Consider the following 23,821-nt stretch of genomic DNA (forward strand, 5'->3'; position numbering starts at 1 on the left):
GCTTATATAAAAGATAAAAAGGTATTAATATATTATTATGACTAACGAACAAAAACAATGGATTAGCGCAACCGTTCCGGTATTAAAGGAAAACGGGATTTTATTGACAAAACATTTCTATCAAAGGATGTTTGAACACAACCCCGAGTTGAAAAATATGTTCAACATGGGGAACCAGGAAAGCGGGAAACAACAAACTGCTTTGGCAATGGCTGTACTGGTACTGGCTTATGCGGAGAATATTGCCAATCCAGGGGTACTTATGCCTGTAGTAGATAGGATTGGCCATAAGCACGTCAGTCTGGATATCAGACCTGAGCACTATCAGATTGTTGGCAGGCATCTGATTGCTTCTATTCAGGAGGTTTTGGGCGATGCAGCGACAGTGGAAATTGTAGAAGCATGGACGGCAGCTTATCAGCAGCTTGCTGATCTGATGTCTGGGCATGAAAGTAAACTTTATAGTAAAAAGACAGCTGAACAGAACGGCTGGACGGGCTGGAGACCTTTTTCTGTCGGCAAGAAAATTGTAGAATCCACAGAAATTACTTCATTTTATCTCTACCCGACTGACGGAGGAAAGGTGATGCCGCATGTTCCAGGCCAATACATCAGTATCCGGGTTTTTCTGCCGGAAATGAATTTATACCAATCTCGCCAATATAGTGTTTCCAGTACGCCCACGCAGGAGTATTACCGAATCTCAGTAAAAAAGGAAAAAGGAGTACAACAGGATACCGATGGTAAAATTAGTAATTACCTGCATCATTTTATTCAAGAGGGTAACAAAGTCGACCTTACAGCCCCGGCCGGGAATTTTACGCTTTCTGCGGATTTAAATGCCCCAGTGGTATTGATCAGTGGCGGGGTAGGGCTTACTCCTTTGATGAGCATGCTGCAGAATCTGGTGGATCAAGATTATAGTCATGACATTACCTGGCTACATGGTTGCAGAAATCGTAATGTACATGCCTTTAAGAATGAATTGGATAAGATTGCTCAAGAGAAAGACAATGTAAACCAACATATTTTTTATGATCTTCCAAGTCCTACTGATAAACAGGAAGGAATCCTGGAAGGTTTTCTAGATATCAATAAAATCGCCAATCTACCACAATTTCCCGGTACGCGATATTATGTCTGTGGCCCATCAGCTTTCATTCAAAAACAATTCAGCGATCTGATTGCAAAAGGAATTAGCAAAGAATCTATTCATTTCGAGGAATTTGGTCCGGCATTGCTTAACTTGAATTAATTAAGGTTTTAACTGCAGGAACAGTTACCATTTACATTTTAATAAAAGATAGAAAATACATTATGATAAAGGTTTATTTATTGATTACACCAGGCTTAATTTTAGCCTTAGCACGTGTAGATCTAACATCGGTATTGCTGTATACTTCTTTTGTGGTTATTCTGGTGATCCTTGTAGCTTCGGTTTTCCTTTATAGCAAGATCAGACATACTCAGGATCTGTTCAAAAAACCAGCTTTAAAACAAGACACAATCCGGGTAAATGAATTTATCAAAACCTTAAACAGTAATCAGATTGAAACCTTCCTGCATCATCTGACAAAGAAAAATAAAGACCATAGTAAAACCATGAGGTCACGGATATTAAGTTTAGGAATGTTTGTTTTTTTGACCCTTTATGGTAACCGAGGATTTTCCGAGACGACTAATGCCACCGAAGGAATATGGACTGAAGGAGGTATAGTATTACGTTAGTCCTCATTTTGATTCCTATAATGGTGGGAATTTGGCTGATGATAACAAAAGTGAGCAATCTGTTCCTGCAATATCAAAATAAACAAACGGTTGAGGATGCAGAAGAGCTTATCGCCTTAATTGAAAAGGGAGATCATGAAGAGTTAAAAAAGACACTGATTAAACGCAAAAAAGCACTTGGTTATACTTTGACGCATCTTGAACTTTCGGGTAACATCTCTGCCGAGGATAGCAAAGGCTTATTACGACAAGTGAATAGCGATGCTGGTTTACCTGTTGTAGCGGCAAAGAAAAAAGCAGTAAAAAGACCACCAGTTGATCCCGCACTAGCAAAGCTCATTTTATGGTTTATAGGTACTGCTGCTTTCTGGTTGGTTTTTGGGACTACTGTTGGTGAATATCTGGGGATAAAATTTGTTGCTCCGGATGCAGACCAGTTAAGTTGGCTGAGTTTTGGACGGTTGCGTCCAGTACATACCAATGCTGTATTTTGGGCTGGGCATCTCTAGGTATGTTGGGCTTGGGCTATTATGTGGTGCCCCGTGTCAGTAATGCTCCACTCAAGAGTATAAAATTAGGTTGGTATACTCTTTATCTGATTAACATTACGGTGATATTTGGAACTATATGTCTGATGGCTGGACTTAACAATGGCGGGGGCGAATACCGGGAATACATCTGGCCAGTAATGCTCCTGTTCGGTATTGGCCTGTTTTTAACCCTGATCAATTTTATCCAGACCATTGCCCAAAGGACCACCAAAGAGATCTATATCTCCAACTGGTACATTGTAGCCGCAGTAATTTTTGCCATCGTCATAGCTATTGTTGCTTATGTTCCGATCTGGCAGGATGGTCTGGGCGAAACAATTATACAAGGATATTATATGCACCAGGGCGTGGGGATGTGGTTTATGCTCTTTACGCTCGGTATCGTTTATTATTTTCTTCCTCAGCAACTGAATAAACCTATTTATTCTTATAGTCTTGAATCCTTGCATTCTGGACGCAGATCCTGTTTTATACCGTAATAGGGACACATCATTTTGTATTTAGCTCCATTCCATGGTGGCTACAGACTACAGCAATAGTAGGAAGTGTAGGCATGGTGATCCCGGTTGCAGCAGGCACGACAAACTTTATATTGACATTTAAGGGGGCTTGGTATAAAATTCCCTCCAGTTATACACTTCCTTTCTTTATTATTGGGATCATATTCTATTTTACAGGGTCACTTCAGGGCACGGCCGAAGCTTTTCGCTCAACCAACCTGATCTGGCACTTTACCGATTTTACCGTTGCCCATTCTCATATTACTATGTATGGCATCATTTGTTTTTTTCTTTGGGCAGGAATTTATGCAGTTGTGCCAAGATTAACAGGAAAAGAGGCTCCTCAAATTACAGTCGGTGCGCATTTTTGGCTTGCATTGATTGGTTTGTTGTTTTATACGATACCACTGATGTATGGAAGTACGCTTAAAGGTGATGTGGATGCAGGGTAAGCCATTTATAGATAGCGTAGTATTTATGGCGCCTTATTGGTTGTGGCGGGCAATCGGCGGCAGTCTGATGTGGCTCTCTCATCTCTTTTTTGCTTATAACCTGTATAAAATGTTGACAGGGAGTACGACGATAGATATACGTGAGGCCGCTATCGAAAAGCTAAACCAGTCCTCTGCTTCAACGGAATCCAATCTATAAAATCAATCAGATCTCACATGGAATTTTTTTAATAACCATACCAAATTATTTACTGCGGCATTTCTGCTTTTTGCGGTGCTGACCTTATTTGTCTGTATTATTCCGGCGCTTAATAACCAGGCCAATAATGCACCACTTCCTTTTGCTCAGCCCTTAGATGACCAGGCAGTTAAAGGAAAGGCGGTGTTTATCTCCAATGGTTGCGTGGCTTGCCACACCCAGCAGGTACGTAATGTCGATATGGATAAGGTTTGGGGAGAAAGACCAAGCATTGCCGCAGATTATGCAGATAACCACCGTACCGATTTCTGGCGAAATACAGCTACTCTAATGGGGACCGAACGTACTGGTCCTGACCTGACCAATATCGGTTCCCGCCAACCGAGTAAGGAATGGCACCTTTCACATCTATTCAATCCGCGTATCGTTGTCAAAGAATCAATTATGCCTGGCTATCCCTGGATGTTCGAAATAAAAGATAAAGCGGCACAAGGTGATGTGACTGTTAGTGTGCCGGAAGAATTTATGAGGGGAGAGAAAGGTACAGTTATCGCAAAAGAAGAAGCTTTACAACTGGTTGCCTATCTGCAGGCATTAAAGCAAACCAAGCTACCTAGTGATGCACCTAAACCAGTTTTTCTTTTTGAAAAACCAGGCGATGTAACTAAAGATGCCAAAGCTGTTGGACCAAAAGAACTGAATGGAGCGATTCTTTATACTAACAATTGCCAGAGTTGCCATCAGCAGAACGGTGAAGGGTTAAAAGGAGCATTTCCGCCACTCAAGGGTAGTAGTAAGGTTGTTCTGGATGAAAATCCCGAGTTATTGGTTAATATCATCATGAATGGTTACAGTGGCAGAGAGAAAGAAGGATTCGGTGTGATGCCTGCCGTTGGTACCAATAATAGGTTGAAACCTGAAGAAATTGCAGCGATCATGAACCATGAACGTAGCAGTTGGGGTAACAATGCGAAAAAAGTAACAGTTGATGAGGTGAAAAAACTGATGGATAAAGTTAAAGTAACAGCTAAATAACCAAATGATGAAAAGCAAAATTTTTATAGCATTAACCATTCCGCTTTGTTTTTTTTTATAGTGTCGGTATTTGCCTGCCCGGCATGTGAGAAACAACAGCCAAAATTATTAAGAGGAATTACACATGGAGCAGGTCCGGATGGGAATTGGGATTATGCAATTATAACAATTGCAGTCATAATTGTTCTTTTTACTTTGTTTTATTCTGTTAAATGGCTCGTCAAACCGGGAGAAGAAGCTGAAAGCCACATTAAACAAATCATCATTCTAAATACAGACTAAAATGGAAGCACGTAGCAAGATCTATATCTTCATTGATGAAGACACTCAGCCCATTGCAGAGCTGGTTGCTCCCGTGAATTTTGAACTCGACACGACCAAACTGATCGATGGCAAACATATTCTTAAAATTGTCAGTAAAGACCCGTCAGGAAAAGAAGGCATTCGTCTTGTGCCCTTTGAAGTGAGGAACGGGCCGGCCATTGCCATTGAGGGGATCAAAGAAAATGCAGTAGTAGATGGCGTGATCCCCATCATGGTTAATGCCTACGGAAAAGGAGACCAGAAAAGTTTTATGATCGTAGGTAGCGAAACCCCGCAAAGCATCCCCTTCTGGATCTTTATACTACTGATATTATTTGTTGCCTGGGCTGCCTATTATCATTTTACGTCTTCAGCAGTCCAGCTGTACACTAAATAAAAACTAACTGACATGAAAACAAGAAAAGAGATAAAAGGACTGGATGATATTATTTTATTTGTTAATAAAAATTTTATGAGAAGGTTCAGCACGATGACTTGATAGGCACCGTCTTTAACAATGTAGTTCAGGACTGGGATCCTCATTTACGAAAAATGTATGCATTTTGGAATGCGGTATTATTCGGTGTTCCCGGCTTTACCGGAAATCCGTTCGCCAGACATGCTCCTTTACCCATAAACAGCGAGCATTTTCAGCGCTGGATATTGCTTTTTTATGACACCATTGATAGCCTGTTTGTAGGTGAAATGGCGGTAAATACAAAAAAAAAGGCTGAAACTATGAGCATAATGTTCTTAAGTAAGTTTGATGCAATGCGGGGTGACCCAAGTCGAGTTATTGTTTAAAGAGGACTGCTGCCTGCAAGCTCAGTTTATTAAGTTATGTATCGAAATATGATGAAGACTCAGCCGATTAAAAGAAGTGACGAATTAAAAGTGCTCTCACGTGAACATCATTTGGGCCTGCTTTTCTCCTGGAAGCTTAAAAAGGATTGATTGAATTAAATATAGCACCAGCTCGGCTAAGGGCATATCTGAATTACTTCTGGGAGGGACATTTGAAGAATCATTTTTTAAATGAAGATGTTTTATTGTTTAATATGATTGACGAGCCTGTTTGTGTACAGGCTAAAAATGATCATATAGCTATATCGACACAGATTGAAAATTTAAATACGTTTGCTAAGGATGATCTGAGTGCTTATAAAAGATTTGCGGATTTGCTGAGTAATCATATTCGTTTTGAAGAAAGAATTGCATTTCCTTATCTGGAAGAGAAATTATCTGATGCGAAGCTGCACGGCGTTTCCCATTTTTTAGAAAAAGACCATATAGATGATTTTAGAGATGAATACAGTGACGAGTTTTGGATAAAGAAAAAGGAAAGCTCAAATGGATGAACTTAAGATTATTCATGTTAATATAGATTATGAGGGGACGCTCTATAAAGTAGAAACTTTTGCAAATGAATACCGTAGTTTAATGATGCTGATTTTTGACAGAATTTGTCCGGATGAATTTGGAGATTGTATAGGTATGGGGAAATGCGGTACCTGTCTGGTAGAAGTATTGGATGACTGGGAGCTATTGATTGATTTTAATAGAAATGAACACTCAACATTGACAAAACATGGAATTGTACAGGATGGTTTTCGCCTATCTTGCCAGTTGCAAATTAATGAAAATATAAATAATTTTAAATTTTAAGATCGTGTGATGATAAAGGAAGCTTTGGATCAATTAGAGCAGACCGGAATAGGGCCTGTGATTAAAGTATTGGAAAAAAAGGAACATTTCAAGATAATTGTTTTGGCTTTTCAAAGTGGAATGGAACTTAAAGCACATAAAACAGCTGTTCCCGCGAGATTGCTGATTTTGGAAGGACAGGTCACTTATCTCGAAGAGGGCCGATCTGTTACACTGACTAAGTTTGATGATCATCAGATTCCGATAAACATACAGCATAGTGTGATGGCATTGGAAGATAGTTTGTGTTTACTGATTTCAAGGATAATTGCTTGGTTTTTTAAAATAATTCACGCTTCTAAAGTAAGAGCCGCCCCTTTGTGAGCGGCTATATGATCGGTTTTGCTACTTTTTATTTCATATTGAGGTTCTGCTTGCGAAGCATGATGTGTATAGCCTTTGTAAACAAAATCTTTGGTATGTATTTTAATAATTGTTCCAGAAGCCCTTCCTGCTTCTGAATTCCAGCTTACTTTATCTTCTACTTTAAATCGTTTTTCCATAAAGTGGGTTCTTATTGATGATACTAATTTTCATTGGAATAATATACATTCCCATCAACTATTCTTGCTGGAGAGGTATATTTATGTACTTGCGTTTTTCCAATAGCCATTATATGTAGAACCTTCCAACCTTTTGCTTTTAAGTAATCAGATACCATCGAGCGGTGACAGCGCCACCAAACTGCTTCGGCACACATGATAGTTGTTGGTCGTTTTAAGGCGATCACTTCTAATGCATTTACTGCTCTATCAATTTTTCGGTTTCCATATAATCAGCGTAACCTCTGAAAGATTCATTGTTCCATCGGATATTTTTGGAATCTTTTTTCACCTTTCTTCTTCCGCCCAAATCACTTAGATGTATATATTGTATGCCGTTTTCCGGTAAGGATATCTCCAAATTTTCTTTATCGAATTGTGGGAATTTTCGAGATCCTGGTAAACCTCTTATATCTACAAGAATTTTTATTTGAAAAAACTGTAGCATCTCTACAAATTCAGCCAAACTGCGTGTTGAATGACCAATGGTGTAAATGACTTTTTTGTCTGATGTCAGCATCTGAATTTATGTTGATTTTAAGCTAAAGAATTATTCAAAGTAAGCACATATTCATCGGTATACCATTGCTTTTTATTTGGATGTGGTTTTGCCCATTAATTTACGGCTTTTAATGATTATTTTTTTTCGTTGTCTTTTGAGTGATAGATTTATCCCCGCTTCTTGGTTTTCCTGATGATATAAACGGTAGGCGTGTAATACATCTTTGTGTAGGATAGGATGCCAACAAGTGTCTTCTGGTCTTTGGAACAGAAGACTGGTAAAAGTTCTTCATCGGTAGTTGCCATTAACTCTACTGCTTTGGATAAAGGATCGTTGGGTTTTAGCAGAGGTAAATTCTTTTCCATTAGATCTTCGATCACTTTTTCGGGATGTAAAACGGTACGTCCCTTTCCCAGAACCTGGGCAACGGTCATTCTTCTTAAGATATCTGGCTCATAGGAGTCGGGCGTATAGATTCCTCTTCTGGCAATTTTTTCGGTCATAATGGTGTTTTCCATAAAAAAGAAAGAGATTAAATAGGAAGCCGTGCAAGCGCCTAGTAGAGGCAACAGGGCATGTGATTGCCCGGTAGCTTCTAAAGCAAAAGTAATACTGGTTAGGTAAGCTCTTGATGCCCCTGCAAACATGGCCGACATACCAATAAGTGCTGCCATAGGAATATTAATACCGGATTGGGGAAAAACCATTATGGGTACTGTACCAAATATAGCTCCGGCAGCGCCGCCTATAGTTAAGAGCGGAGCAAGGGTACCGCCTGAAGTACCGCTTCCCAAAGCGATGGCCCAGGAAAGAAATTTAAAGAAACAAAGACTTAGCAATAATGCTAGTGATGCTTTTCCCGAGAGTACAGTAATAATATTATCATAACCTACACCAAGTGTATGTGGTGCAAAAAAAACCCTATTATACCCACGGCTAAACCTCCAATTGCTGGCCACCACATCCAGTGAACAGGAAGTTTTTCAAAAACATCTTCTATCCAGTAAACAATTTTAGTGAGGCCTAAAGAGATAAAACCAATTATAATTCCTATTGCACTGTATATCCCTAAAGCAAGGTTCGAGGGTGTTTGAATATCTGGCATTGGGAAAACCGGTCCAGATTCGAAAAGTAACTGGTGACCTGCCGCACCGGTGATGCAGGCCAAAGCCACAGGAAGTATGGCCTTGGGCGAAAATTCGAAAAGCAAAAGTTCTATTTGCCAGGAAAATCGCGGCTATGGGTGTGCCAAATATGGCCGACATGCCAGCTGTAGCACCAGCGGCCAGAATTATTTTGCGCTCATTAGAAGTGATTTTAAAAAGCTGACCTATAGTAGAACCCAATGCCCCTCCGGTAGCAATAATTGGTCCTTCTGCACCAAAAGGACCACCAGTACCAATGGCAATTGCCGAAGAAATAGGTTTTAGAAATGCAATAGAGGGTTTTATTTTGCTCTGATTAGTCAATACCTGTTCCATTGCTTCAGGTATACCATGACCTCGAATGGCCTTAGAACCATAGAGTGCCATTAATCCTACGATCACTCCTCCTAGGGCAGGTAAGACTATAACAAACAAACCTAGATTGTTATCAGCTGGACTATGAAAACTTAAATCAAAATTGCCATAAAAACAGATGTTGGTAACCAGATTGATCAATGAAACCAGGAATCTGGCTATCAGGCTGATGATAAGGGCAACGCCTATAGATAAAAGAGAGAGAGATTTGCAAAAGACGTCGTTTTAAGTAAACTTCATTTATCGACTTATTTTTTGCTGTAGATATTTCAGGTAAGGCAGGAGTAATTGGGATTTCAGTTTGTTCGCGAGTATTCATTGTGGTTAATGTGTAAATATATGAGGATAAAATCTACTGCAAAGCTAAAGGTTTAAAAATTTGTTTTTATCATTTTATATTGTTTATTTTATATTATTTTTATTATTTTTGTTTATTGTGATTTTATATATTGTTTTAACAATGTAATTTGGTTTTATATTTCTACGACCTAATATGGTCCGAAAAAATGGTGCATATTTGAAAAATGAAAGAATGTGGTAAATTCTGTGATCTTAAAAGTTGCTTCTTGTGTCAACTTTGTTTACCTGAATGGTTACCTGCGATCGCAACTCAGAAAAAGAATTATGAGGTGAAAAAAGGAGAGCAGATCTTTAAAGAAGGAGATGAAGTCAATGGAATTTATTTCGTTTATAAAGGGAGCTTCAAGGTTCATAAAAGATGGGATAAAGAGAAGGAACTGATTACCAGATTTGCAAAATCTGGAGACATTATTGGCCATATGGGGCTAGGCAAGCAAGCTTTATATCCTGTTACAGCTACGGCTCTGGAGCCTGCTATTGTTTGTTATCTGGAGATGAATTTGTTTGAGACTACGCTTAAGGTAAATCCAAACCTAACTTATCATCTAATGCGTTTTTTTGCCAATGAACTTCAAGATTCACAAAAAAGTATGCGTAATCTAGCACATATGTCTGTTAAAGCGCGCATAGCCCAGGCATTTCTTTCACTACAGGTTCAATTGGGTACAGATAAGAATGGGATTGTTGATGTAGAATTGAGCCGACAAGATATTTCTTCTTTTGCAGGGACCACCTATATAACCTTGTTTAAGGTGTTAAATGAGTTTACTAAAAGTGAAATTGTTACGGTCACAGGACGTAAGATACATATAAAAAATGCAGTTGAATTGCAGCAGATCATTGCCAGTGCCAGTGACAATGCCTGATTTATCTTCTTTGAATAAGCTTAGGGCTTAATCCTAGGAAATTCTCGTTAATAAACATTATAGGATTGTGTCCTTGATAGCTAATTGTCTATGGAAACTATCTAAAGGTGTGTATTTTAGTAGTTGCTTTAAGTAATGGAATTTCCTTTTTACCTGCTACCAGCGTTAGTGTTAAATCCGTATACTGAAATTTCGTTTTAGCAATCAGGTCAATAGGTATATTCTTATTCTCTTTTGCCAAAGTTTCAAATGCTGCCATGGTTTCTTTTTCATCGAAATTTACTTCTGCAAACCTATTTGCAAAAATTGCTTTTATTCGCATAAGTACGGGCCTGCTTAAGTAGGTCTCTGCAGACAGATTTTTTGAGAAAAGGATTTCCTGCTCTCCATTGACATAGCCATTATAGCGGACTGTATCTTGATCGCTTGGTTTATAGAACTGTATGCGTAAGCGCCAGTTATATTTTGTTCGGTATTTACCCCATAAGCCATAAGGGAAGCCATTTTTTTGCAGATTTGTTCTAACTTCCGGAGTTGTATTGTTATTAAAGAAAGTATCATAAAATTCTTTCTCAGTTTCTTCTGGCACTGGGAATGGCCTAAACTTATCCTTGTTTACTATGGTTTCTTTTGCTTGAAATCTGCCAACTTCAACTTGAACAAAGTGTCCCCGTAGCACACACCACAACCACTCCGCCAGGGGCCACGCCAAAGACCATTTCGTCATAGGTAGCAGGCATGTGGTTCCATTTACCATCTAGGTCAGTATACCCTTTTCGAAATAAATCCAATATTTTTTCTGCGGGTAAATCCACATCTACTTTCCAGAATTTTTTTTCCGCATAACTTATCCATGTCAGATCCAGGTGAGATGGAATTGCATTTGCACGTAAACCACCATCTGAGCCTCCTCTTGTCCACCCATTATCTTCAATTCCTGCTTTGGGAATAAGGGTAATAAAACCTTTGGCATTATTTGATAAATATCCCAAATGTACCTCCAAAGGGTATTCCTTAGGGGCTGTTACCGACATGCTGTAAGGAAACTCTGTTCTTGTATCCGTTTTTTTTTTATCTGATAGATTACATCCTGCAAACACAGGCGAAATTAATAATATAAGTAATTTTAAATTTTTCATCCTCGTATGTCTCTTTTTCGTTTTTTTTTTTTTTCATCCATCTTTGGTTGATAAGGATTAAAAAGGGCATCAGTACCAGTCTGTCCATATACAGAATTCCAATGTAGAAATTTATTTCTTAAAAATTTGATATCTGCATTTTCTGCATTTGTTTCTTCAGCATGGGTACAAAAATTAAATTAGTCCAGTGTAGACTTACCGAAAACCAGATCATTTGAAAGAAGGTTTAGACAGGGCATGATCCCTCTCCAAAAACTAGCCAGTTGAAACTAGAGCATCCGGTAAATCGTTGTTGTGATCAATACCGTTAATTGATAAACTCTTTGCTGCTATCATAATCGTTGTGACCATACTCAACGATCCAAATGCACTATAAGTGGTATGATGTTCTACACAATAAGCATCAATAAAAGCAACTCTTTGAAATGCTGTCTCTTCATCTATTTTGTAAAAGGTAATCATGCCAGAACGCATTTTATAGCCATCGAACATCCATTTTAACAACAAATTGTCTGGTGGAGTGCTAATCTGCACCATTATGTTCCCACCTCTAGCAAGCGTGGACGGTCTGCTTTTATCATCTGGCAATTGATGGAAAGAAGAATAATTACATTGTATAACACTGTATTTAGTTACAGGGGTATCTTTAAAACTTAGGTGGGTATTAAATGACGACATACCAATTTATTTATGTTTTTCTTAATGGATAAATGAATATAGTTAATTTTTATATCTATTTCACTGATTTTAGTTTTTCAGACCATAGGCCACCCTATACTATTAAAGGCGGTGTTTGCCGCCTTTAATAGTATAGAATTAGATAAACCCACCTATTTACCTGTCTTGTCCTGAAAAATAGCTTGTCATTAAAAACTAAAGAATGGCAACAAAAAGTAAAGACAAGACAAAGATTTCTTCAAGAAAACCTTGGGGAAGATTGAGCGTGGACATCAAGGATAAGATTGTCCGTGAAATCAAATCGGGCATGCTCGGCCAGCGTGCAGCTGGCCGTAAATACGGCCTTCCATCAAGTACGATAGGGCTTTGGGTTGAGAAGTATAATTTGGCTATCTTGGCGCATACGGAAACATCTAACGAGCCTTCAGCGATGGACGAAAACCAGGAGACCAAACTTCTCAAGAAAAAGATTGATGAGCTGACCAAGGCCTTGGCCGATGCCCAGCTGAAGAATGTTGGACTGCAGACCATGATCGAGGTTGCCGAAAGCGAGCTTAAGATCAACATCAGAAAAAAGCGTGGTACCAAACGGTCTTAAGAATGCGGCAGAAACTACCAGAGAAACCTTTGGTGGAACTTTGTGCACTGTTTGGTGTAAGCCGCCAGGCTTATTATCTGGCACAGAAAACAGCAGTCAAAACTGATATTTCACACATGGTGGTATTGGCACTGGTAGCTGAATTTCGTACGGAAGTACCATTTTTGGGTACAAGGAAACTGCTGTACCTACTTTCTCCCGAGATGGAGAAGCACAATATAAAGATGGGAAGGGACCAGCTTTATGATCTTTTGAGGTTTCATGGGCTGCTCATACGGCGAAGGAAACGTTCTGTCAGGACTACCGATTCCAACCATTGCCTAAAAAGATACCCCAATCTCATAAAGCAAATGGTACTCTCTGCTCCGGAACAACTATGGGTGAGTGACATTACCTATATCCGCACGCAGGAGGGCTTTAGCTACCTGAGCCTGATCACAGATGCCTATTCCAGAAAGATTGTAGGATTTGCACTCCATCCGAACCTTGAAGCCACCGGCTGCATCATAGCCCTGGAGATGGCTATCAACGGGAGGAAAAAAGACTCGCCGTTCATATTGGTCCATCATTCGGATATCGGGGGATACAATATTGTTCCAAAAGCTATACCGAGCTGCTTAACAGCGACAGGATTGCAATAAGCATGACCGAAAGCGGCAGTCCCTATGACAATGCCCTGGCTGAACGAGTTAATGGAATAGTGAAAAATGAGTTCTTCCCAAAAAAAATATATAGAGATCACAAAGAAGCTAAAAAGAGTATCGAAATCATTATCAGAAACTATAACGACAAAAGGCCGCACGGTAGCCTGGACTATCTTACACCCAGCAAAGCCCACGATATGTCTGGTGAAATAGGCAAGCGCTGGAAACACTACCCCTATAAGAAAAGGGATGTACAAGAAGAGCAGTTGGAGGCTGTTTAGCATCCGGCCGGAAAAAAATCGAGCTCATTTGTTTTATTAGCAAACTACAAATTGTACACTTGTAAAGTGATAACAGAATTAACACAGATGCGGTGTAAACTATTATCAGTATTACCACTTATAGGATGTAAACTAATTCTAGTATTATAACTCAAAAACGACAAGTAATTTCAGGACAGGACACCTGCCGCATATTTTTGCTTTAGTAAGGCCATATCCGCACCAACCTTAATGTCCAGTATTTTAGCATAATGCTGAGTAGTTTGGATATTAGTGTGTCCCAACATCTTGGATACGCTTTCAATTGGTACGCCATTTAAGAGTGTTACAGTTGTTGCAAAGGTATGACGGGCAATATGAAAGGTGATCGGTTTATTAATGCCGCATATGTCCGCTATTTCTTTTAAATAACTGTTCATTTTCTGATTGCTCAATACAGGGAATACCCCTCCACTGTTTTCGCATTGCGGATGATCGGTGTAACGTTGTATCAAGATCAAGGCAGTTGGCAGCAAAGGAATTCGGGATGGTACATCGGTTTTCAAACGATTGATCGATAGCCACTTTTCACCATCCACACCCGTTACGATCTCCCAACGCCTTAACTTTCTGACATCGGCATAGGCAAGCCCGGTGAAACAACAAAAAAGAAATATATCACGTACCTGTGCCAGACGTTCTGTTGCCATGTCTTTAGTGGAGATTTCCTGTAACTCTTCGGTGGTCAAATAAACCCTGTCGACCGTTTTGACCTTATTCTTATAATTTAAGAACGGGTCATGGCTTATCCATCTGTTGGACAAACAAATGCGGATGATCTTACCAAAATTCTTAATGTACTTAACTGCGGAGTTATTGGCGCATTTTCTTTCAGAGCGCAAATAAAATTCATATTCGATGATAAAGGCATGATCTACCGCTTTGATGTCAATATCGGTCAGGTTGTACTTCCATTTCAAAAAACCCTGTGTATGGCTTAAAGAAGTTTTGTAACGGCATAACGTGCCCTTGGCATATTCCTTGCCCAACAGGGCTTCCATCTTTTTATTGTGCTCTTTAAATATGTCAATAAGGGAGCGTGGCTTTTCAGTTCTGCCCATGAACTTGTTGCGGATGGTTTCGGCTGTTACGATAGTATCTTCTTCGGTCATTGGCGGTGGGCTTCGTAAACTTTGGATTGCAGGTCGTCCAGGTAAGCATTAAAGGACTTAATATCTTCCTTTGTACCCTTCTGACGGCCTGCGGAGTTGTTCCATAGGGCAGGCTCGCATTCCCGTCCTGATGGCGTTTCGGCACGCTTTCCGTTTACGGTAATGCGCACCCATACTGGCATGGGGCCGCCTACATAGTTTTTGGGCTTTCTGATGTAAAAAAGCAAACTGAATTTGGTTTTCATAACTATTGTGTTAAAGTGAAACAAAATTAAGTCTGCAATCAATCTTCTACAAGATGTTTAGTGGTTGAACTGGTTGTATATCAGTTCATTAAATCATTTTCGGTGCGTAGGGTATTACTTGAAATTGACGCACCTAATTACGCACTTTTTTGTTGCGAATTGGTGCATAAAATGGTCATTTGACCAAAACATAAAAGCCTGCAATCATTTGATTTGCAGGCTTTTAGCTGTTTTTGACAGGGTTATATGCGGAGAGAGAGGGATTCGAACCCTCGATACCCTTTTGAGGTATACACACTTTCCAGGCGTGCTCCTTCAACCACTCGGACACCTCTCCAATTCGGGGAGTGCAAAAGTAGTATTTTTTTTGATTGTTAAAACGGAGCCTGCCTGATTTTTATAAATTAATCAATAACAGTAATTTTTACCATATTCGTTTTGCCTTTACTTTCCATTGGAATTGCGGCAGTATTGATTAAAGTATCTCCTTTTTTGATCAGTTTCATTTTAACGAGCAGACTGTTTACATCCAAAATCGTCTCATCAGTACTCTCAAACTTATCATAGAAGAATGCCTGAACGCCCCATACTAAGCTTAAAGTATTTAATAATTGCCTGTTATTTGTGAAAATATAAGTTAATGCTTTTGGTCTGTGTGCTGAAATTTCGAAAGCAGTATAACCACTTACAGTCATAGAAACGATACCTACTGCATTTGTCTGGCTCGCTAAAATACAAGCAGAATCACAAATGCATCACTTTAAAAAAGTTGGAGAATCTACTTTTAATGCTTTCTCAACGTGGAACGGATAGCTATTTGTTTCAATGTTCTGAATGATTTTCTGCATTGTTTCAATAACGATCAAAGGAAATTCTCCAACTGAAGTTTCTCCGCTTAACATCACTGCATCTGCACCATCCAATACTGAATTCGCTACGTCATTCACCTCAGCACGTGTTGGCCTTGGTGTAGTAATCATACTTTCCAGCATCTGGGTAGCAATAATTACTGGTTTAGAAGCAGCAATACATTTCTGAACGATCATTTTTTGCAACAAAGGAACTTCTTCCATTGGCATTTCAACACCAAGGTCACCACGGGCAACCATGATACCGTCAGAAACAGCAATGATTTCATCAATATTATCAATCGCCTCAGGTTTTTCAATTTTAGCAATTACTCTTGCTGATTTACCTCTTTGTTTGATAATATCTTTTAATTCAATGATATCAGCGGCATTACGAACAAACGAAAGACCAATCCAGTCAACGTCATTTTCTAATACAAATTCAAGGTTTTTACGATCTTCTACAGTTAAAGAAGGGATAGAAACTTTAGTATTTGGTAAGTTTACACCTTTTCTTGAAGTTAAAATACCACCGTGAACAACTTCACAAACAACCTCATCTTCATAGTTCGTTTCAATCACTCTCATTTGCAGTTTTCCATCATCTAAAAGGATGATTTCACCTGGTTTTACATCTTTAGGGAAGCTTGTATATGTAATATAAATACGCTCCTCGTTACCGATGCATTCTTTAGTTGTGATGATCGTACGACTTCCATTAACTAAGTGTATACCACCATCTTTAACGATTCCGATTCTAATTTTAGGACCTTGTAAATCAGCTAAAATACCAACGTTATAGTTGTTGTTTTTTTATTGATTGAACGGATCGTATCCAGGACTTCCTGGTGATCGGCCTGTGAACCGTGTGAAAAGTTAAGTCTGCAAACGTCTAGTCCTGCATTAAACATGCTTAATAAAACGTCTGGTTTTGCTGAGGCCGGACCTAGCGTGGCTACAATTTTTGTTCTGGAATGAAAGGGTTTCATTTGAGTTATTTTATTTGTTACGACTAACAAAAGAAGGTTTTAGCTATAAAAACCACTGTTAGCCTGGTTGATTCTGTTATTTAACTAAATAATGTTAGATTCAAATATAGTGTATTTAATACACCTTACATATAAAATTTATATTACCAAATTCTCATTTGATTTTAATTTAAGGGGATCAATCTGCGCAGCTACCTGAATATCAGGCAGTTTATTAAGCCCGGAAATGATATAATCCAGATCTTCTTTGTCCATATACCCTTGAATTATCATAAAATAATCTACTTTATTCATCTCAGGAATCAAAAATCCCTCGCTACTGCGGTTACCAAGGATAAAAAAATCATTATCACCCTGTTCTACATAAAAAAAATACTTCGAAAAGGCAACCGGAGGCTCGTCTACGTTAAAAAAGACCTCATGATCTTCAGCTTTTTCGAAATTTAAATTCAGCCTGGTATTGATCTTATGGCACAGCACATAATCCTTTAAAGAGGCTGTGATTGCGATTAAGACGAAATCCAGATCTAATGAAAGTTTTAAATAAGTTTTGTTCAAAGCAGGTATGTAAGATATATTTTAGGATACGAAATTATAAAACTAATTTTGCTTTATCATTTGAAATAAAAACATTAAAATTGACAGAGAAATAAAAACATTTGAAATGTGTCAGAATTTATTTTTCTTTGCACTGAATTATTTAACCCATTAAATTATAACATTATGTCTGATATTGCTTCAAGAGTTAAGGCTATTATCGTTGAAAAATTAGGTGTGGATGAGAGCGAGGTTACCCCAGAAGCTTCTTTCACTAATGACCTAGGTGCGGATTCTTTGGATACTGTAGAACTTATCATGGAATTCGAAAAAGAATTCAATGTAGCGATTCCTGATGATCAAGCTGAGACTATCGGTACAGTTGGTCAAGCAATTGCTTATCTAGAGAAAAACGTAAAGTAGAACATACGGCCTCCGTATAATCCGTATAAATGGAATAAAAAAAAAGAGTAGTAGTTACAGGTTTAGGTGCACTCACTCCAATTGGCAATACTATCCCAGAATTCTGGGATAATTTGTTAAAAGGGGTGAGTGGCGCTGCGCCGATTACAAGTTTTGATACAGAAAAATTCAAAACAAAATTTGCCTGCGAGCTGAAAAACTTCAACCCTGAAGACTTTTTAGAAAAAAAAGAAGCTCGTAAATTAGATCCTTTTGTGCAATATGCTATAGCATCAACAGACGAAGCGGTTAAAGATGCAGGATTTGATTTCTCGCAAATGGACACCAATCGTGTTGGCGTTATCTGGGGTACTGGTATCGGTGGTATTAAAACATTTCTTGAAGAAATGAGAAACTATTTTGCGGGTGACGGAACTCCCCGTATTAATCCTTTCTTTATTCCAAAGATGATTATTGATATCGTTCCTGGTCATATCTCCATAAAATATGGCTTACGTGGCCCTAACTTTGCAACCGTATCTGCCTGTGCCTCTTCTACTAATGCAATGATCGATGCTTTCAATTACATTCGTCTTGATATGGCAGATGTGATTATCAGCGGTGGTTCAGAAGCAATTATTAACGAAGCTGGTATTGGTGGTTTTAATGCAATGCATGCCCTTTCAACAAGAAATGACGATCCTTCAACTGCTTCCAGACCGTTTGATAAAGACAGGGATGGATTTGTAGCGGGAGAAGGTGCCGGAACAATTGTCCTTGAAGAATTAGAACATGCAAAAGCGCGGGGCGCGAAAATCTACGCTGAATTAGTTGGCGGTGGAATGAGTGCAGATGCAAATCATATTACAGCTCCACATCCGCAAGGGTTAGGTGCTAAAATGGTAATGACCAATGCATTGAGAGATGCAGGTATGACTACCGGAGACATTGATTACATCAATGTTCATGGAACATCTACCTCGCTGGGAGATATCAGTGAAACAAGTGCAATTGTTAATTTATTCGGTGACGATGCCTACAAATTGAACATCAGTTCTACGAAATCAATGACTGGTCACCTTTTAGGTGCTGCTGGTGCAATTGAGGCCATTGCTGCTATTCTTGCTGTACAAAACGACATCGTACCTCCAACAATTAATCACTTCACCGACGATCCTGCTTTTGATCCTAAATTGAACTTTACTTTCCATAAACCTCAAAAACGATTAGTTCGTGCAGCGTTAAGCAACACTTTTGGTTTTGGTGGTCACAATGCATCAGTAATTTTCAAAAAATACAAAGAGTAAAACGTCACGAAATACCGACCTTAATAAATTTAATGCCCCTATTTGACCTATATAAACTTCATTTATCGCCCGATAAAGAGTTTATAAAAAAGCTGAAAAATATGTTAGGCTTTGTGCCTGGAAATACCGTTTTGTATAAAATGGCATTCAGGCACAGGTCTGTGGCTAAAGTAAGTATTAAAAATGGAAGTCGAAGTAGTAACGAACGCCTCGAATTTCTGGGTGATGCCATCCTCGGCGCTGTTATCGCAGAATTACTCTTTAAAAGCTATCCTTACAAAGAAGAAGGTTTCCTGACTGAAATGCGTTCTAAGATCGTTAACAGGGTAAATTTAAATCAGCTTGCCAGAAAAATGGGCTTTGATCAGCTAATCGTATTCGATCAGAAAATGGTTAATATGCAAACCAAACATCATTCTATGCTTGGTGACGCTTTTGAAGCATTAATAGGTGCTGTATACCTGGATAAAGGATATAATTTCACTAAAGATTTATTACTTAAACGTATTGTTAAGCCCTATATCGATATTCATACCCTTGAACTGACTGAAACAAACTTCAAGAGTAAGCTGATTGAATGGTGTCAGCGTCATGCAAAAGATATTACTTTTGAAATGATGGAAAACAGCGAAGGAGATAGCGCTAAACTTTTCACTATTCAGGCTATTATTGATGGCGAAGTTACGGTATCGGCAGAGATTACAACAAGAAAAATGCAGAGAAACAAGCCGCAGAAAAGGCATGTGAAGCATTATCATTATAAAAACAAGCTCTTATTTCTTTTTTAAGGTATCTGTATACTTCTTATAAGTATCCCTGATATACTTTACCGCATCATATTCCGTCCAGTTTTTTGCCTTTTGGTAATCAGGCCGATAGTTTAGCATAAAATCCTCCAGCTCTTTACCACTTAAATCAGTATTCTTTTTGATCAGTGATTCATTGAAGTAGCCGTCTATCTGGGTCTGCTGTAATTCCCGGTTATAATAATTCCCAAATCGTTTTGCATTCTTAGGTGTACGCCCGAACAGCTCATACAAAGCAGTTATTGGTGCAAAAATATAAGAAAGCAAAGGTGGCTTCCCCGCGTAAAAAGATCCCTTATCTCTATAATCCTGTTTCAATTCATCCAGCTCTGCCTTTTTCGACTTCCCCCTGATATTTACCTCCTGTAAGGTTGTACCGGTACCATTGTCCAGGTAAACGACCATATCCTTATTTGATAAAACAATCACTTCTTTGTCCGAATAGTTCTGTTTATAGATCACAAGGGTATCTCCTAAATTAGCTTTCACCTGGAAAAGTCCAAGATCATTACTGCTTACAGTAAATTTAGTCCGTAAATTAGTAACCTGTGCCATTGCTATACGGCTGGTCGAGCCCTTAGTCATCACTACCCCACTTAATTGAAAATCCTGTTGTGCGAAAACAACAGATGCTGAAGCAAATAAAAACGTGAAAACGAGTAAAGTTTTAGAGATTGTACGGATCATTTTTCTGTCATGCATGACGTAAATTTAACCATTGTTTATCAATCGGCCATGCCAAAAATCGCCAAATGACTTTACAAAGGCTATTCGGCACCTTGAAAATTTCACATCCTGACCTGAGGCTGTTTAAAATAGGCTCTCATTTTAACAATAAATTATATCTTTGCACATGATAAAATCAATGACAGTTATGGCCTGGCCTGGCCTCTACAGATCAGGAAAATACAAAGTTTTCCGTAGAGATAAAATCCCTGAACAGCAAGTTTTTAGAACTTAATCTAAAACTTCCGAGGGCGTATGCAGATAAAGAACTTTTACTGCGTAATATCTGCAGCAAGGATATTGAACGGGGTAAAGTGAATGTTTCTATCAATATCGAGCGTAGTGAAGAAAACCTTAAGGGTGCAACTATCAATGCAGCTTTACTGAGCAAATATTACAAACAATTAGAAGCAATAAACATTGATTTGGGAGCCAACTCCGGCAACCTGCTTCAGGCTGTATTAAATTTTCCAGACGTCATCAGCTATACTGAAGAGGTAGTTAATGAAGGTGAATGGGAGATTTTGCAACAAACATTTAATACTGCTTTAGCTAATTTCAATCAGTTCAGGGAAACTGAAGGTGCTGTATTGAAACAGGATCTTGAGCTTAGGATTACAAATATTCTTGGTTTCTTCGCGAAGATTGAAGTTTTAGCTCCTTTAAGAATCCCTCATATCAGGGCAAAACTGAACCAGTTACTGGAAGAGGTATCTGGAAAAGTTAATGTTGATCAAAACCGTTTAGAGCAGGAATTAATCTATTATATAGATAAACTTGATATCACGGAAGAGAAAATCCGTCTGAAAAGCCACTGTGATTATTTTACTGAAACGCTGAAAAGCAAAGATGCTAATGGTAAAAAACTAGGCTTTATCTCTCAGGAAATAGGCAGAGAAATCAATACCATGGGTGCAAAAGCAAATGATGCACAAATACAGCAATTAGTTGTAGGCATGAAAGAAGAATTAGAAAAAATTAAAGAACAGTTGTTAAACGTTATTTAAGACGTCAGTAAGATTTACACACCAATGATACAAGGCAAACTCATTATATTTTCAGCACCATCTGGCGCAGGAAAAACGACAATCGTTAAACATTTACTAGAAAAGTTTCCATCACTAAGCTTTTCTATCTCTCTACTACAACCAGGAATTACGTGGTGATGAAAAAAACACGAGAATGATTATTATTTCATCTCAAAAGAATCATTTTTACATAAAGTTGCACACCAGGAGTTCGTAGAATTTGAAGAAGTTTACAATGGTACTTTTTATGGTACTTTACGTTCAGAAATCGAAAGAATCTGGAATGAAGGCAAACACGTGATCTTTGATATTGACGTAGAAGGTGGCTTACGCTTAAAACGTAAATATGAAGATGATGCATTAGCTATCTTTGTTCAACCTCCTTCTTTAGAGGTCTTAAAAGAACGCCTGAGCGGCCGTGGCACTGATAGCGAGGCTAAACTTCAGGAAAGATTCATTAAAGCAGAAAAGGAGCTTAAATACGCTGACAAATTTGATGTTATCCTTAAGAACTTTGATCTGGACACTGCATGCGCAGAAGCAGAAAAATTAGTTACTGACTTTCTCAATAAATAAGAAGCTTACAGAAAGAATGGCGAAAACAGGTTTATTTTTTGGTTCTTTTCAACCCAATTCATACAGGTCATTTGATTATAGCCAGTTATATGGCCAATTTCACTGACCTGGATGAGGTGTGGCTGGTAGTCTCACCACAGAATCCACTGAAAAATAAAAAGGGGCTTGGTAATATGTATGACAGGCTTGAGATGGCCCGGTTAGCAATCGAACCGGCAGAACAAATCAAGGTCAGCGACATTGAATTTAACATGCCCCAGCCTTCTTATACAATCGATACACTCGCCTATCTTAGCGAAAAATATCCTGCAAAAGAATTTGTACTGATTATGGGAGCCGATAACCTGGCTTCTTTGAAAAAATGGAAAAAAACTATGAGGTTCTGCTTAAGAACTATCACATCTATGTTTATCCCAGACCAGGATCTGATGTGAATGAATGGGTAAACCATCCTTCGATTACATTGACAGAGACACCTCAGATGGAAATTTCATCTACTTTTATCAGACAAGCTTTAAAAGACAATAAAAATATACAGTTCCTTGTTCCTGAAATGTAATCGCGTTTATGGACAGTAAAAATATGTATCGTTAATAACGTGGCTTATTTTAAACCGGCTTTTAACGGTAGATAAGGAATATCGTTGGTTTTTTTTATGAAGATCTATCTTCTCCTGACGCCATTGACCTATGGTCTGTGTTCTGATATACTCGTCCTCTCCCGTTATATTACTCGCTACACAAAGTAAAGTATGAGCTGCTGCATTCTTGATAATATCCTCATATAAATGATTGTTCCTGAAAGGGGTTTCAATGAACATTTGAGTCTGTTTATTTTTTTCAGCAAGTTGCTCCAGCTCTTTAATCCTTTTTACTCGTTCTACTTTATCAATAGGCAGATAACCGTGGAAAGTAAAGCTCTGTCCATTAAATCCAGAAGACATCAGCGCTAATAAAAGTGAATTTGGACCTACAAGAGGTACTACTTTAATTCCACGTTTATGTGCTTCAGAGACAATTTCTGCACCCGGATCAGCTACACCAGGGCACCCCGCTTCACTCATCAGACCTACATCTTTTCCAGTCATCAGTTCTTTAAAATAAGGAACCATAGAGTCATTCCGCTTATGTTTACCATAATCGTGAATGGTTAAATCGCTCTGTGGAATTTTTAAGCCTGCCTCTTTTAAAGACTTCCTTGCAGTTTTCTCATTCTCTACGATATATGTGTCAATAGAATTAATTGTATCGATCAGATATGGAGTGAATGACTTCGCAGAGGCATTTTCTGCCAATGGAACAGGAATCAGGAATAATACACCTTTTTTCATTTAGATTTTATTTGTTTTTTTTTAATGGTGATGAAGTTATCATGATCTTGTATCCAATTTTTATTGATCTGTAAGATCATGACGGTTTCATTTAGATTATATTTATTTTTTGGTATAGTTTATGTAGTACTGAGATGAATTCCATCTACACCGGTCTAGTGGGTATAAGAGCTCTGATTAACAGTATTAATTTATTTAAATTTTAGCATTTACTCCTGCAGATTGATTAGTTTGGTTTGGAATTACAAAGGAAAAGAATAAATATTTGGAAAGA

General features: G+C 38.5%; 31 protein-coding genes, 1 tRNA gene and 8 pseudogenes. 23 read left to right on the top strand and 17 right to left on the bottom strand.

Translation table 11 applies throughout. The features are described from left to right. Positions 1-37 precede the first annotated feature (37 nt). The 12 genes and pseudogenes from hmpA (at position 38) to ACWYN3_RS28015 (ending at position 6,796) form a co-directional block, all read left to right on the top strand. A complete protein-coding gene (hmpA, locus tag ACWYN3_RS27960) occupies positions 38-1,255 on the top strand; it encodes an NO-inducible flavohemoprotein (RefSeq protein WP_456217282.1) in 1,218 nt (405 codons plus the stop codon). Between the two features lie 62 nt (positions 1,256-1,317). Continuing rightward, entirely contained in the window at positions 1,318-1,728 is a 411-nt protein-coding gene (locus ACWYN3_RS27965) for a hypothetical protein (RefSeq protein ID WP_456217283.1), read from the top strand. Positions 1,729-1,736: 8 nt separating this feature from the next. Next, complete coding sequence (locus ACWYN3_RS27970; protein WP_456217284.1) at positions 1,737-2,237, top strand: hypothetical protein; 501 nt, start codon at positions 1,737-1,739, stop codon at positions 2,235-2,237. 2 nt (positions 2,238-2,239) lie between these two features. Beyond that, a pseudogene (locus ACWYN3_RS27975) lies at positions 2,240-3,231 on the top strand (cbb3-type cytochrome c oxidase subunit I). A gap of 238 nt (positions 3,232-3,469) precedes the next feature. Continuing rightward, positions 3,470-3,904 (top strand): annotated as a pseudogene (locus ACWYN3_RS27980) (cbb3-type cytochrome c oxidase subunit II); the annotation flags it as partial. A 51-nt stretch (positions 3,905-3,955) separates the two neighbouring features. Beyond that, complete coding sequence (locus ACWYN3_RS27985) at positions 3,956-4,465, top strand: c-type cytochrome (RefSeq protein ID WP_456223176.1); 510 nt, start codon at positions 3,956-3,958, stop codon at positions 4,463-4,465. Between the two features lie 45 nt (positions 4,466-4,510). Further along, positions 4,511-4,747 carry a hypothetical protein gene (locus tag ACWYN3_RS27990; protein ID WP_456217285.1) on the top strand — a complete coding sequence of 79 codons (237 nt, stop codon included), beginning with the start codon at positions 4,511-4,513 and terminating at the stop codon, positions 4,745-4,747. A gap of 1 nt (position 4,748) precedes the next feature. After that, positions 4,749-5,165, top strand: a complete 417-nt coding sequence (locus ACWYN3_RS27995; protein WP_456217286.1) for a cytochrome C — start codon at positions 4,749-4,751, stop codon at positions 5,163-5,165. 98 nt (positions 5,166-5,263) lie between these two features. Continuing rightward, positions 5,264-5,572 (top strand): group III truncated hemoglobin, encoded by a 309-nt coding sequence (locus tag ACWYN3_RS28000; protein ID WP_456217287.1) that lies wholly within the window; start codon positions 5,264-5,266, stop codon positions 5,570-5,572. 146 nt (positions 5,573-5,718) lie between these two features. Then, positions 5,719-6,126 (top strand): hemerythrin domain-containing protein, encoded by a 408-nt coding sequence (locus tag ACWYN3_RS28005; protein WP_456217288.1) that lies wholly within the window; start codon positions 5,719-5,721, stop codon positions 6,124-6,126. Beyond that, a complete protein-coding gene (locus tag ACWYN3_RS28010) occupies positions 6,119-6,433 on the top strand; it encodes a 2Fe-2S iron-sulfur cluster-binding protein (RefSeq protein WP_456217289.1) in 315 nt (104 codons plus the stop codon). The genes ACWYN3_RS28005 and ACWYN3_RS28010 overlap by 8 nt, the downstream gene beginning before the upstream one ends. A gap of 9 nt (positions 6,434-6,442) precedes the next feature. Next, positions 6,443-6,796 (top strand): hypothetical protein, encoded by a 354-nt coding sequence (locus ACWYN3_RS28015; RefSeq protein WP_456217290.1) that lies wholly within the window; start codon positions 6,443-6,445, stop codon positions 6,794-6,796. Here the strand turns inward: ACWYN3_RS28015 and ACWYN3_RS28020 are convergent. From ACWYN3_RS28020 to ACWYN3_RS28050, 7 genes and pseudogenes are all read right to left on the bottom strand, one after another. Beyond that, positions 6,763-6,975 (bottom strand): DUF2945 domain-containing protein, encoded by a 213-nt coding sequence (locus ACWYN3_RS28020; protein WP_456217291.1) that lies wholly within the window; start codon positions 6,973-6,975, stop codon positions 6,763-6,765. The two genes, ACWYN3_RS28015 and ACWYN3_RS28020, sit on opposite strands and share 34 nt — an antisense overlap. Positions 6,976-6,998: 23 nt before the next feature. Next, a complete protein-coding gene (locus ACWYN3_RS28025; protein ID WP_456217292.1) occupies positions 6,999-7,202 on the bottom strand; it encodes a DUF488 family protein in 204 nt (67 codons plus the stop codon). Positions 7,203-7,213: 11 nt separating this feature from the next. Further along, a complete protein-coding gene (locus ACWYN3_RS28030) occupies positions 7,214-7,534 on the bottom strand; it encodes a DUF488 domain-containing protein (protein ID WP_456217293.1) in 321 nt (106 codons plus the stop codon). A gap of 149 nt (positions 7,535-7,683) precedes the next feature. Further along, positions 7,684-8,475, bottom strand: a complete 792-nt coding sequence (locus ACWYN3_RS28035; RefSeq protein WP_456217294.1) for a chloride channel protein — start codon at positions 8,473-8,475, stop codon at positions 7,684-7,686. Beyond that, entirely contained in the window at positions 8,406-8,690 is a 285-nt protein-coding gene (locus ACWYN3_RS28040) for a chloride channel protein (RefSeq protein WP_456217295.1), read from the bottom strand. The genes ACWYN3_RS28035 and ACWYN3_RS28040 overlap by 70 nt, the downstream gene beginning before the upstream one ends. A gap of 106 nt (positions 8,691-8,796) precedes the next feature. Then, positions 8,797-9,048 (bottom strand): annotated as a pseudogene (locus ACWYN3_RS28045) (chloride channel protein); the annotation flags it as partial. Positions 9,049-9,133: 85 nt separating this feature from the next. Beyond that, entirely contained in the window at positions 9,134-9,355 is a 222-nt protein-coding gene (locus ACWYN3_RS28050; RefSeq protein ID WP_456223343.1) for a hypothetical protein, read from the bottom strand. Positions 9,356-9,602: 247 nt separating this feature from the next. Here ACWYN3_RS28050 and ACWYN3_RS28055 point away from each other — a divergent pair, with 247 nt between their 5' ends. Continuing rightward, positions 9,603-10,262: a Crp/Fnr family transcriptional regulator gene (locus ACWYN3_RS28055; protein WP_456217296.1), complete on the top strand. Its 660-nt coding sequence runs from the start codon at positions 9,603-9,605 to the stop codon at positions 10,260-10,262. A gap of 97 nt (positions 10,263-10,359) precedes the next feature. On the opposite strand, the gene ACWYN3_RS28060 is transcribed toward ACWYN3_RS28055, so the two are convergent. From ACWYN3_RS28060 to tssD, 3 genes are all read right to left on the bottom strand, one after another. Beyond that, positions 10,360-10,989, bottom strand: coding sequence for a hypothetical protein (locus ACWYN3_RS28060; RefSeq protein WP_456217297.1), 630 nt, complete (start codon positions 10,987-10,989; stop codon positions 10,360-10,362). Continuing rightward, positions 10,913-11,401, bottom strand: coding sequence for a DUF2931 family protein (locus ACWYN3_RS28065; RefSeq protein WP_456217298.1), 489 nt, complete (start codon positions 11,399-11,401; stop codon positions 10,913-10,915). The genes ACWYN3_RS28060 and ACWYN3_RS28065 overlap by 77 nt, the downstream gene beginning before the upstream one ends. A 255-nt stretch (positions 11,402-11,656) precedes the next feature. Further along, on the bottom strand, positions 11,657-12,079 hold the full coding sequence (gene tssD / locus ACWYN3_RS28070) for a type VI secretion system tube protein TssD (protein ID WP_456217299.1): 423 nt from the start codon (positions 12,077-12,079) through the stop codon (positions 11,657-11,659). Between the two features lie 202 nt (positions 12,080-12,281). Between tssD and ACWYN3_RS28075 the strand changes: the two genes are divergently transcribed. The 3 genes from ACWYN3_RS28075 to ACWYN3_RS28085 are packed head-to-tail and all read left to right on the top strand — an operon-like array spanning position 12,282 to position 13,602. Next, on the top strand, positions 12,282-12,677 hold the full coding sequence (locus ACWYN3_RS28075; protein ID WP_456217300.1) for a hypothetical protein: 396 nt from the start codon (positions 12,282-12,284) through the stop codon (positions 12,675-12,677). A 2-nt stretch (positions 12,678-12,679) separates the two neighbouring features. Continuing rightward, positions 12,680-13,318, top strand: coding sequence for a DDE-type integrase/transposase/recombinase (locus ACWYN3_RS28080; RefSeq protein ID WP_456217301.1), 639 nt, complete (start codon positions 12,680-12,682; stop codon positions 13,316-13,318). Between the two features lie 2 nt (positions 13,319-13,320). Further along, entirely contained in the window at positions 13,321-13,602 is a 282-nt protein-coding gene (locus tag ACWYN3_RS28085; protein WP_456217302.1) for an integrase core domain-containing protein, read from the top strand. A 170-nt stretch (positions 13,603-13,772) separates the two neighbouring features. On the opposite strand, the gene ACWYN3_RS28090 is transcribed toward ACWYN3_RS28085, so the two are convergent. The 5 genes and pseudogenes from ACWYN3_RS28090 to ACWYN3_RS28110 all read right to left on the bottom strand — a co-directional run bounded on the left by ACWYN3_RS28090 (position 13,773) and on the right by ACWYN3_RS28110 (position 17,393). Next, entirely contained in the window at positions 13,773-14,753 is a 981-nt protein-coding gene (locus ACWYN3_RS28090) for a site-specific integrase (RefSeq protein ID WP_456217303.1), read from the bottom strand. Continuing rightward, positions 14,750-15,022, bottom strand: a complete 273-nt coding sequence (locus ACWYN3_RS28095; RefSeq protein ID WP_456217304.1) for an Arm DNA-binding domain-containing protein — start codon at positions 15,020-15,022, stop codon at positions 14,750-14,752. The genes ACWYN3_RS28090 and ACWYN3_RS28095 overlap by 4 nt, the downstream gene beginning before the upstream one ends. Before the next feature lie 225 nt (positions 15,023-15,247). After that, positions 15,248-15,335 (bottom strand) — tRNA-Ser (locus tag ACWYN3_RS28100). A gap of 67 nt (positions 15,336-15,402) precedes the next feature. After that, positions 15,403-16,835, bottom strand: a pseudogene (gene pyk / locus ACWYN3_RS28105) (pyruvate kinase). Positions 16,836-16,973: 138 nt separating this feature from the next. After that, on the bottom strand, positions 16,974-17,393 hold the full coding sequence (locus ACWYN3_RS28110; protein ID WP_456217305.1) for an IPExxxVDY family protein: 420 nt from the start codon (positions 17,391-17,393) through the stop codon (positions 16,974-16,976). 165 nt (positions 17,394-17,558) lie between these two features. Between ACWYN3_RS28110 and ACWYN3_RS28115 the strand changes: the two genes are divergently transcribed. The 3 genes and pseudogenes from ACWYN3_RS28115 (at position 17,559) to rnc (ending at position 19,844) form a co-directional block, all read left to right on the top strand. Further along, positions 17,559-17,795, top strand: coding sequence for an acyl carrier protein (locus ACWYN3_RS28115; RefSeq protein ID WP_008508386.1), 237 nt, complete (start codon positions 17,559-17,561; stop codon positions 17,793-17,795). A gap of 41 nt (positions 17,796-17,836) precedes the next feature. Continuing rightward, positions 17,837-19,081 (top strand): annotated as a pseudogene (gene fabF / locus ACWYN3_RS28120) (beta-ketoacyl-ACP synthase II); the annotation flags it as partial. Positions 19,082-19,113: 32 nt separating this feature from the next. Then, positions 19,114-19,844, top strand: a pseudogene (rnc, locus tag ACWYN3_RS28125) (ribonuclease III). A 10-nt stretch (positions 19,845-19,854) separates the two neighbouring features. Here the strand turns inward: rnc and ACWYN3_RS28130 are convergent. Further along, the gene (locus tag ACWYN3_RS28130) at positions 19,855-20,589 is read right to left on the bottom strand and encodes a hypothetical protein (protein ID WP_456217306.1); all 735 of its coding nucleotides are present in this window, start codon (positions 20,587-20,589) and stop codon (positions 19,855-19,857) included. Between the two features lie 182 nt (positions 20,590-20,771). Between ACWYN3_RS28130 and ACWYN3_RS28135 the strand changes: the two genes are divergently transcribed. From ACWYN3_RS28135 to ACWYN3_RS28150, 4 genes and pseudogenes are all read left to right on the top strand, one after another. Beyond that, on the top strand, positions 20,772-21,620 hold the full coding sequence (locus ACWYN3_RS28135) for a YicC/YloC family endoribonuclease (RefSeq protein ID WP_456223177.1): 849 nt from the start codon (positions 20,772-20,774) through the stop codon (positions 21,618-21,620). Positions 21,621-21,644: 24 nt separating this feature from the next. Beyond that, positions 21,645-22,217: pseudogene (gene gmk / locus ACWYN3_RS28140) on the top strand (guanylate kinase). A gap of 89 nt (positions 22,218-22,306) precedes the next feature. Then, positions 22,307-22,651: a nicotinate-nicotinamide nucleotide adenylyltransferase gene (locus ACWYN3_RS28145; protein WP_456217307.1), complete on the top strand. Its 345-nt coding sequence runs from the start codon at positions 22,307-22,309 to the stop codon at positions 22,649-22,651. Next, positions 22,648-22,776, top strand: coding sequence for a hypothetical protein (locus tag ACWYN3_RS28150; protein WP_456217308.1), 129 nt, complete (start codon positions 22,648-22,650; stop codon positions 22,774-22,776). The genes ACWYN3_RS28145 and ACWYN3_RS28150 overlap by 4 nt, the downstream gene beginning before the upstream one ends. 61 nt (positions 22,777-22,837) lie before the next feature. Here ACWYN3_RS28150 and ACWYN3_RS28155 read toward each other — a convergent pair. Then, positions 22,838-23,547: pseudogene (locus tag ACWYN3_RS28155) on the bottom strand (SAM-dependent methyltransferase). Positions 23,548-23,821: the final 274 nt, after the last annotated feature.

Source organism: Pedobacter sp. NJ-S-72, assembly GCF_053890575.1.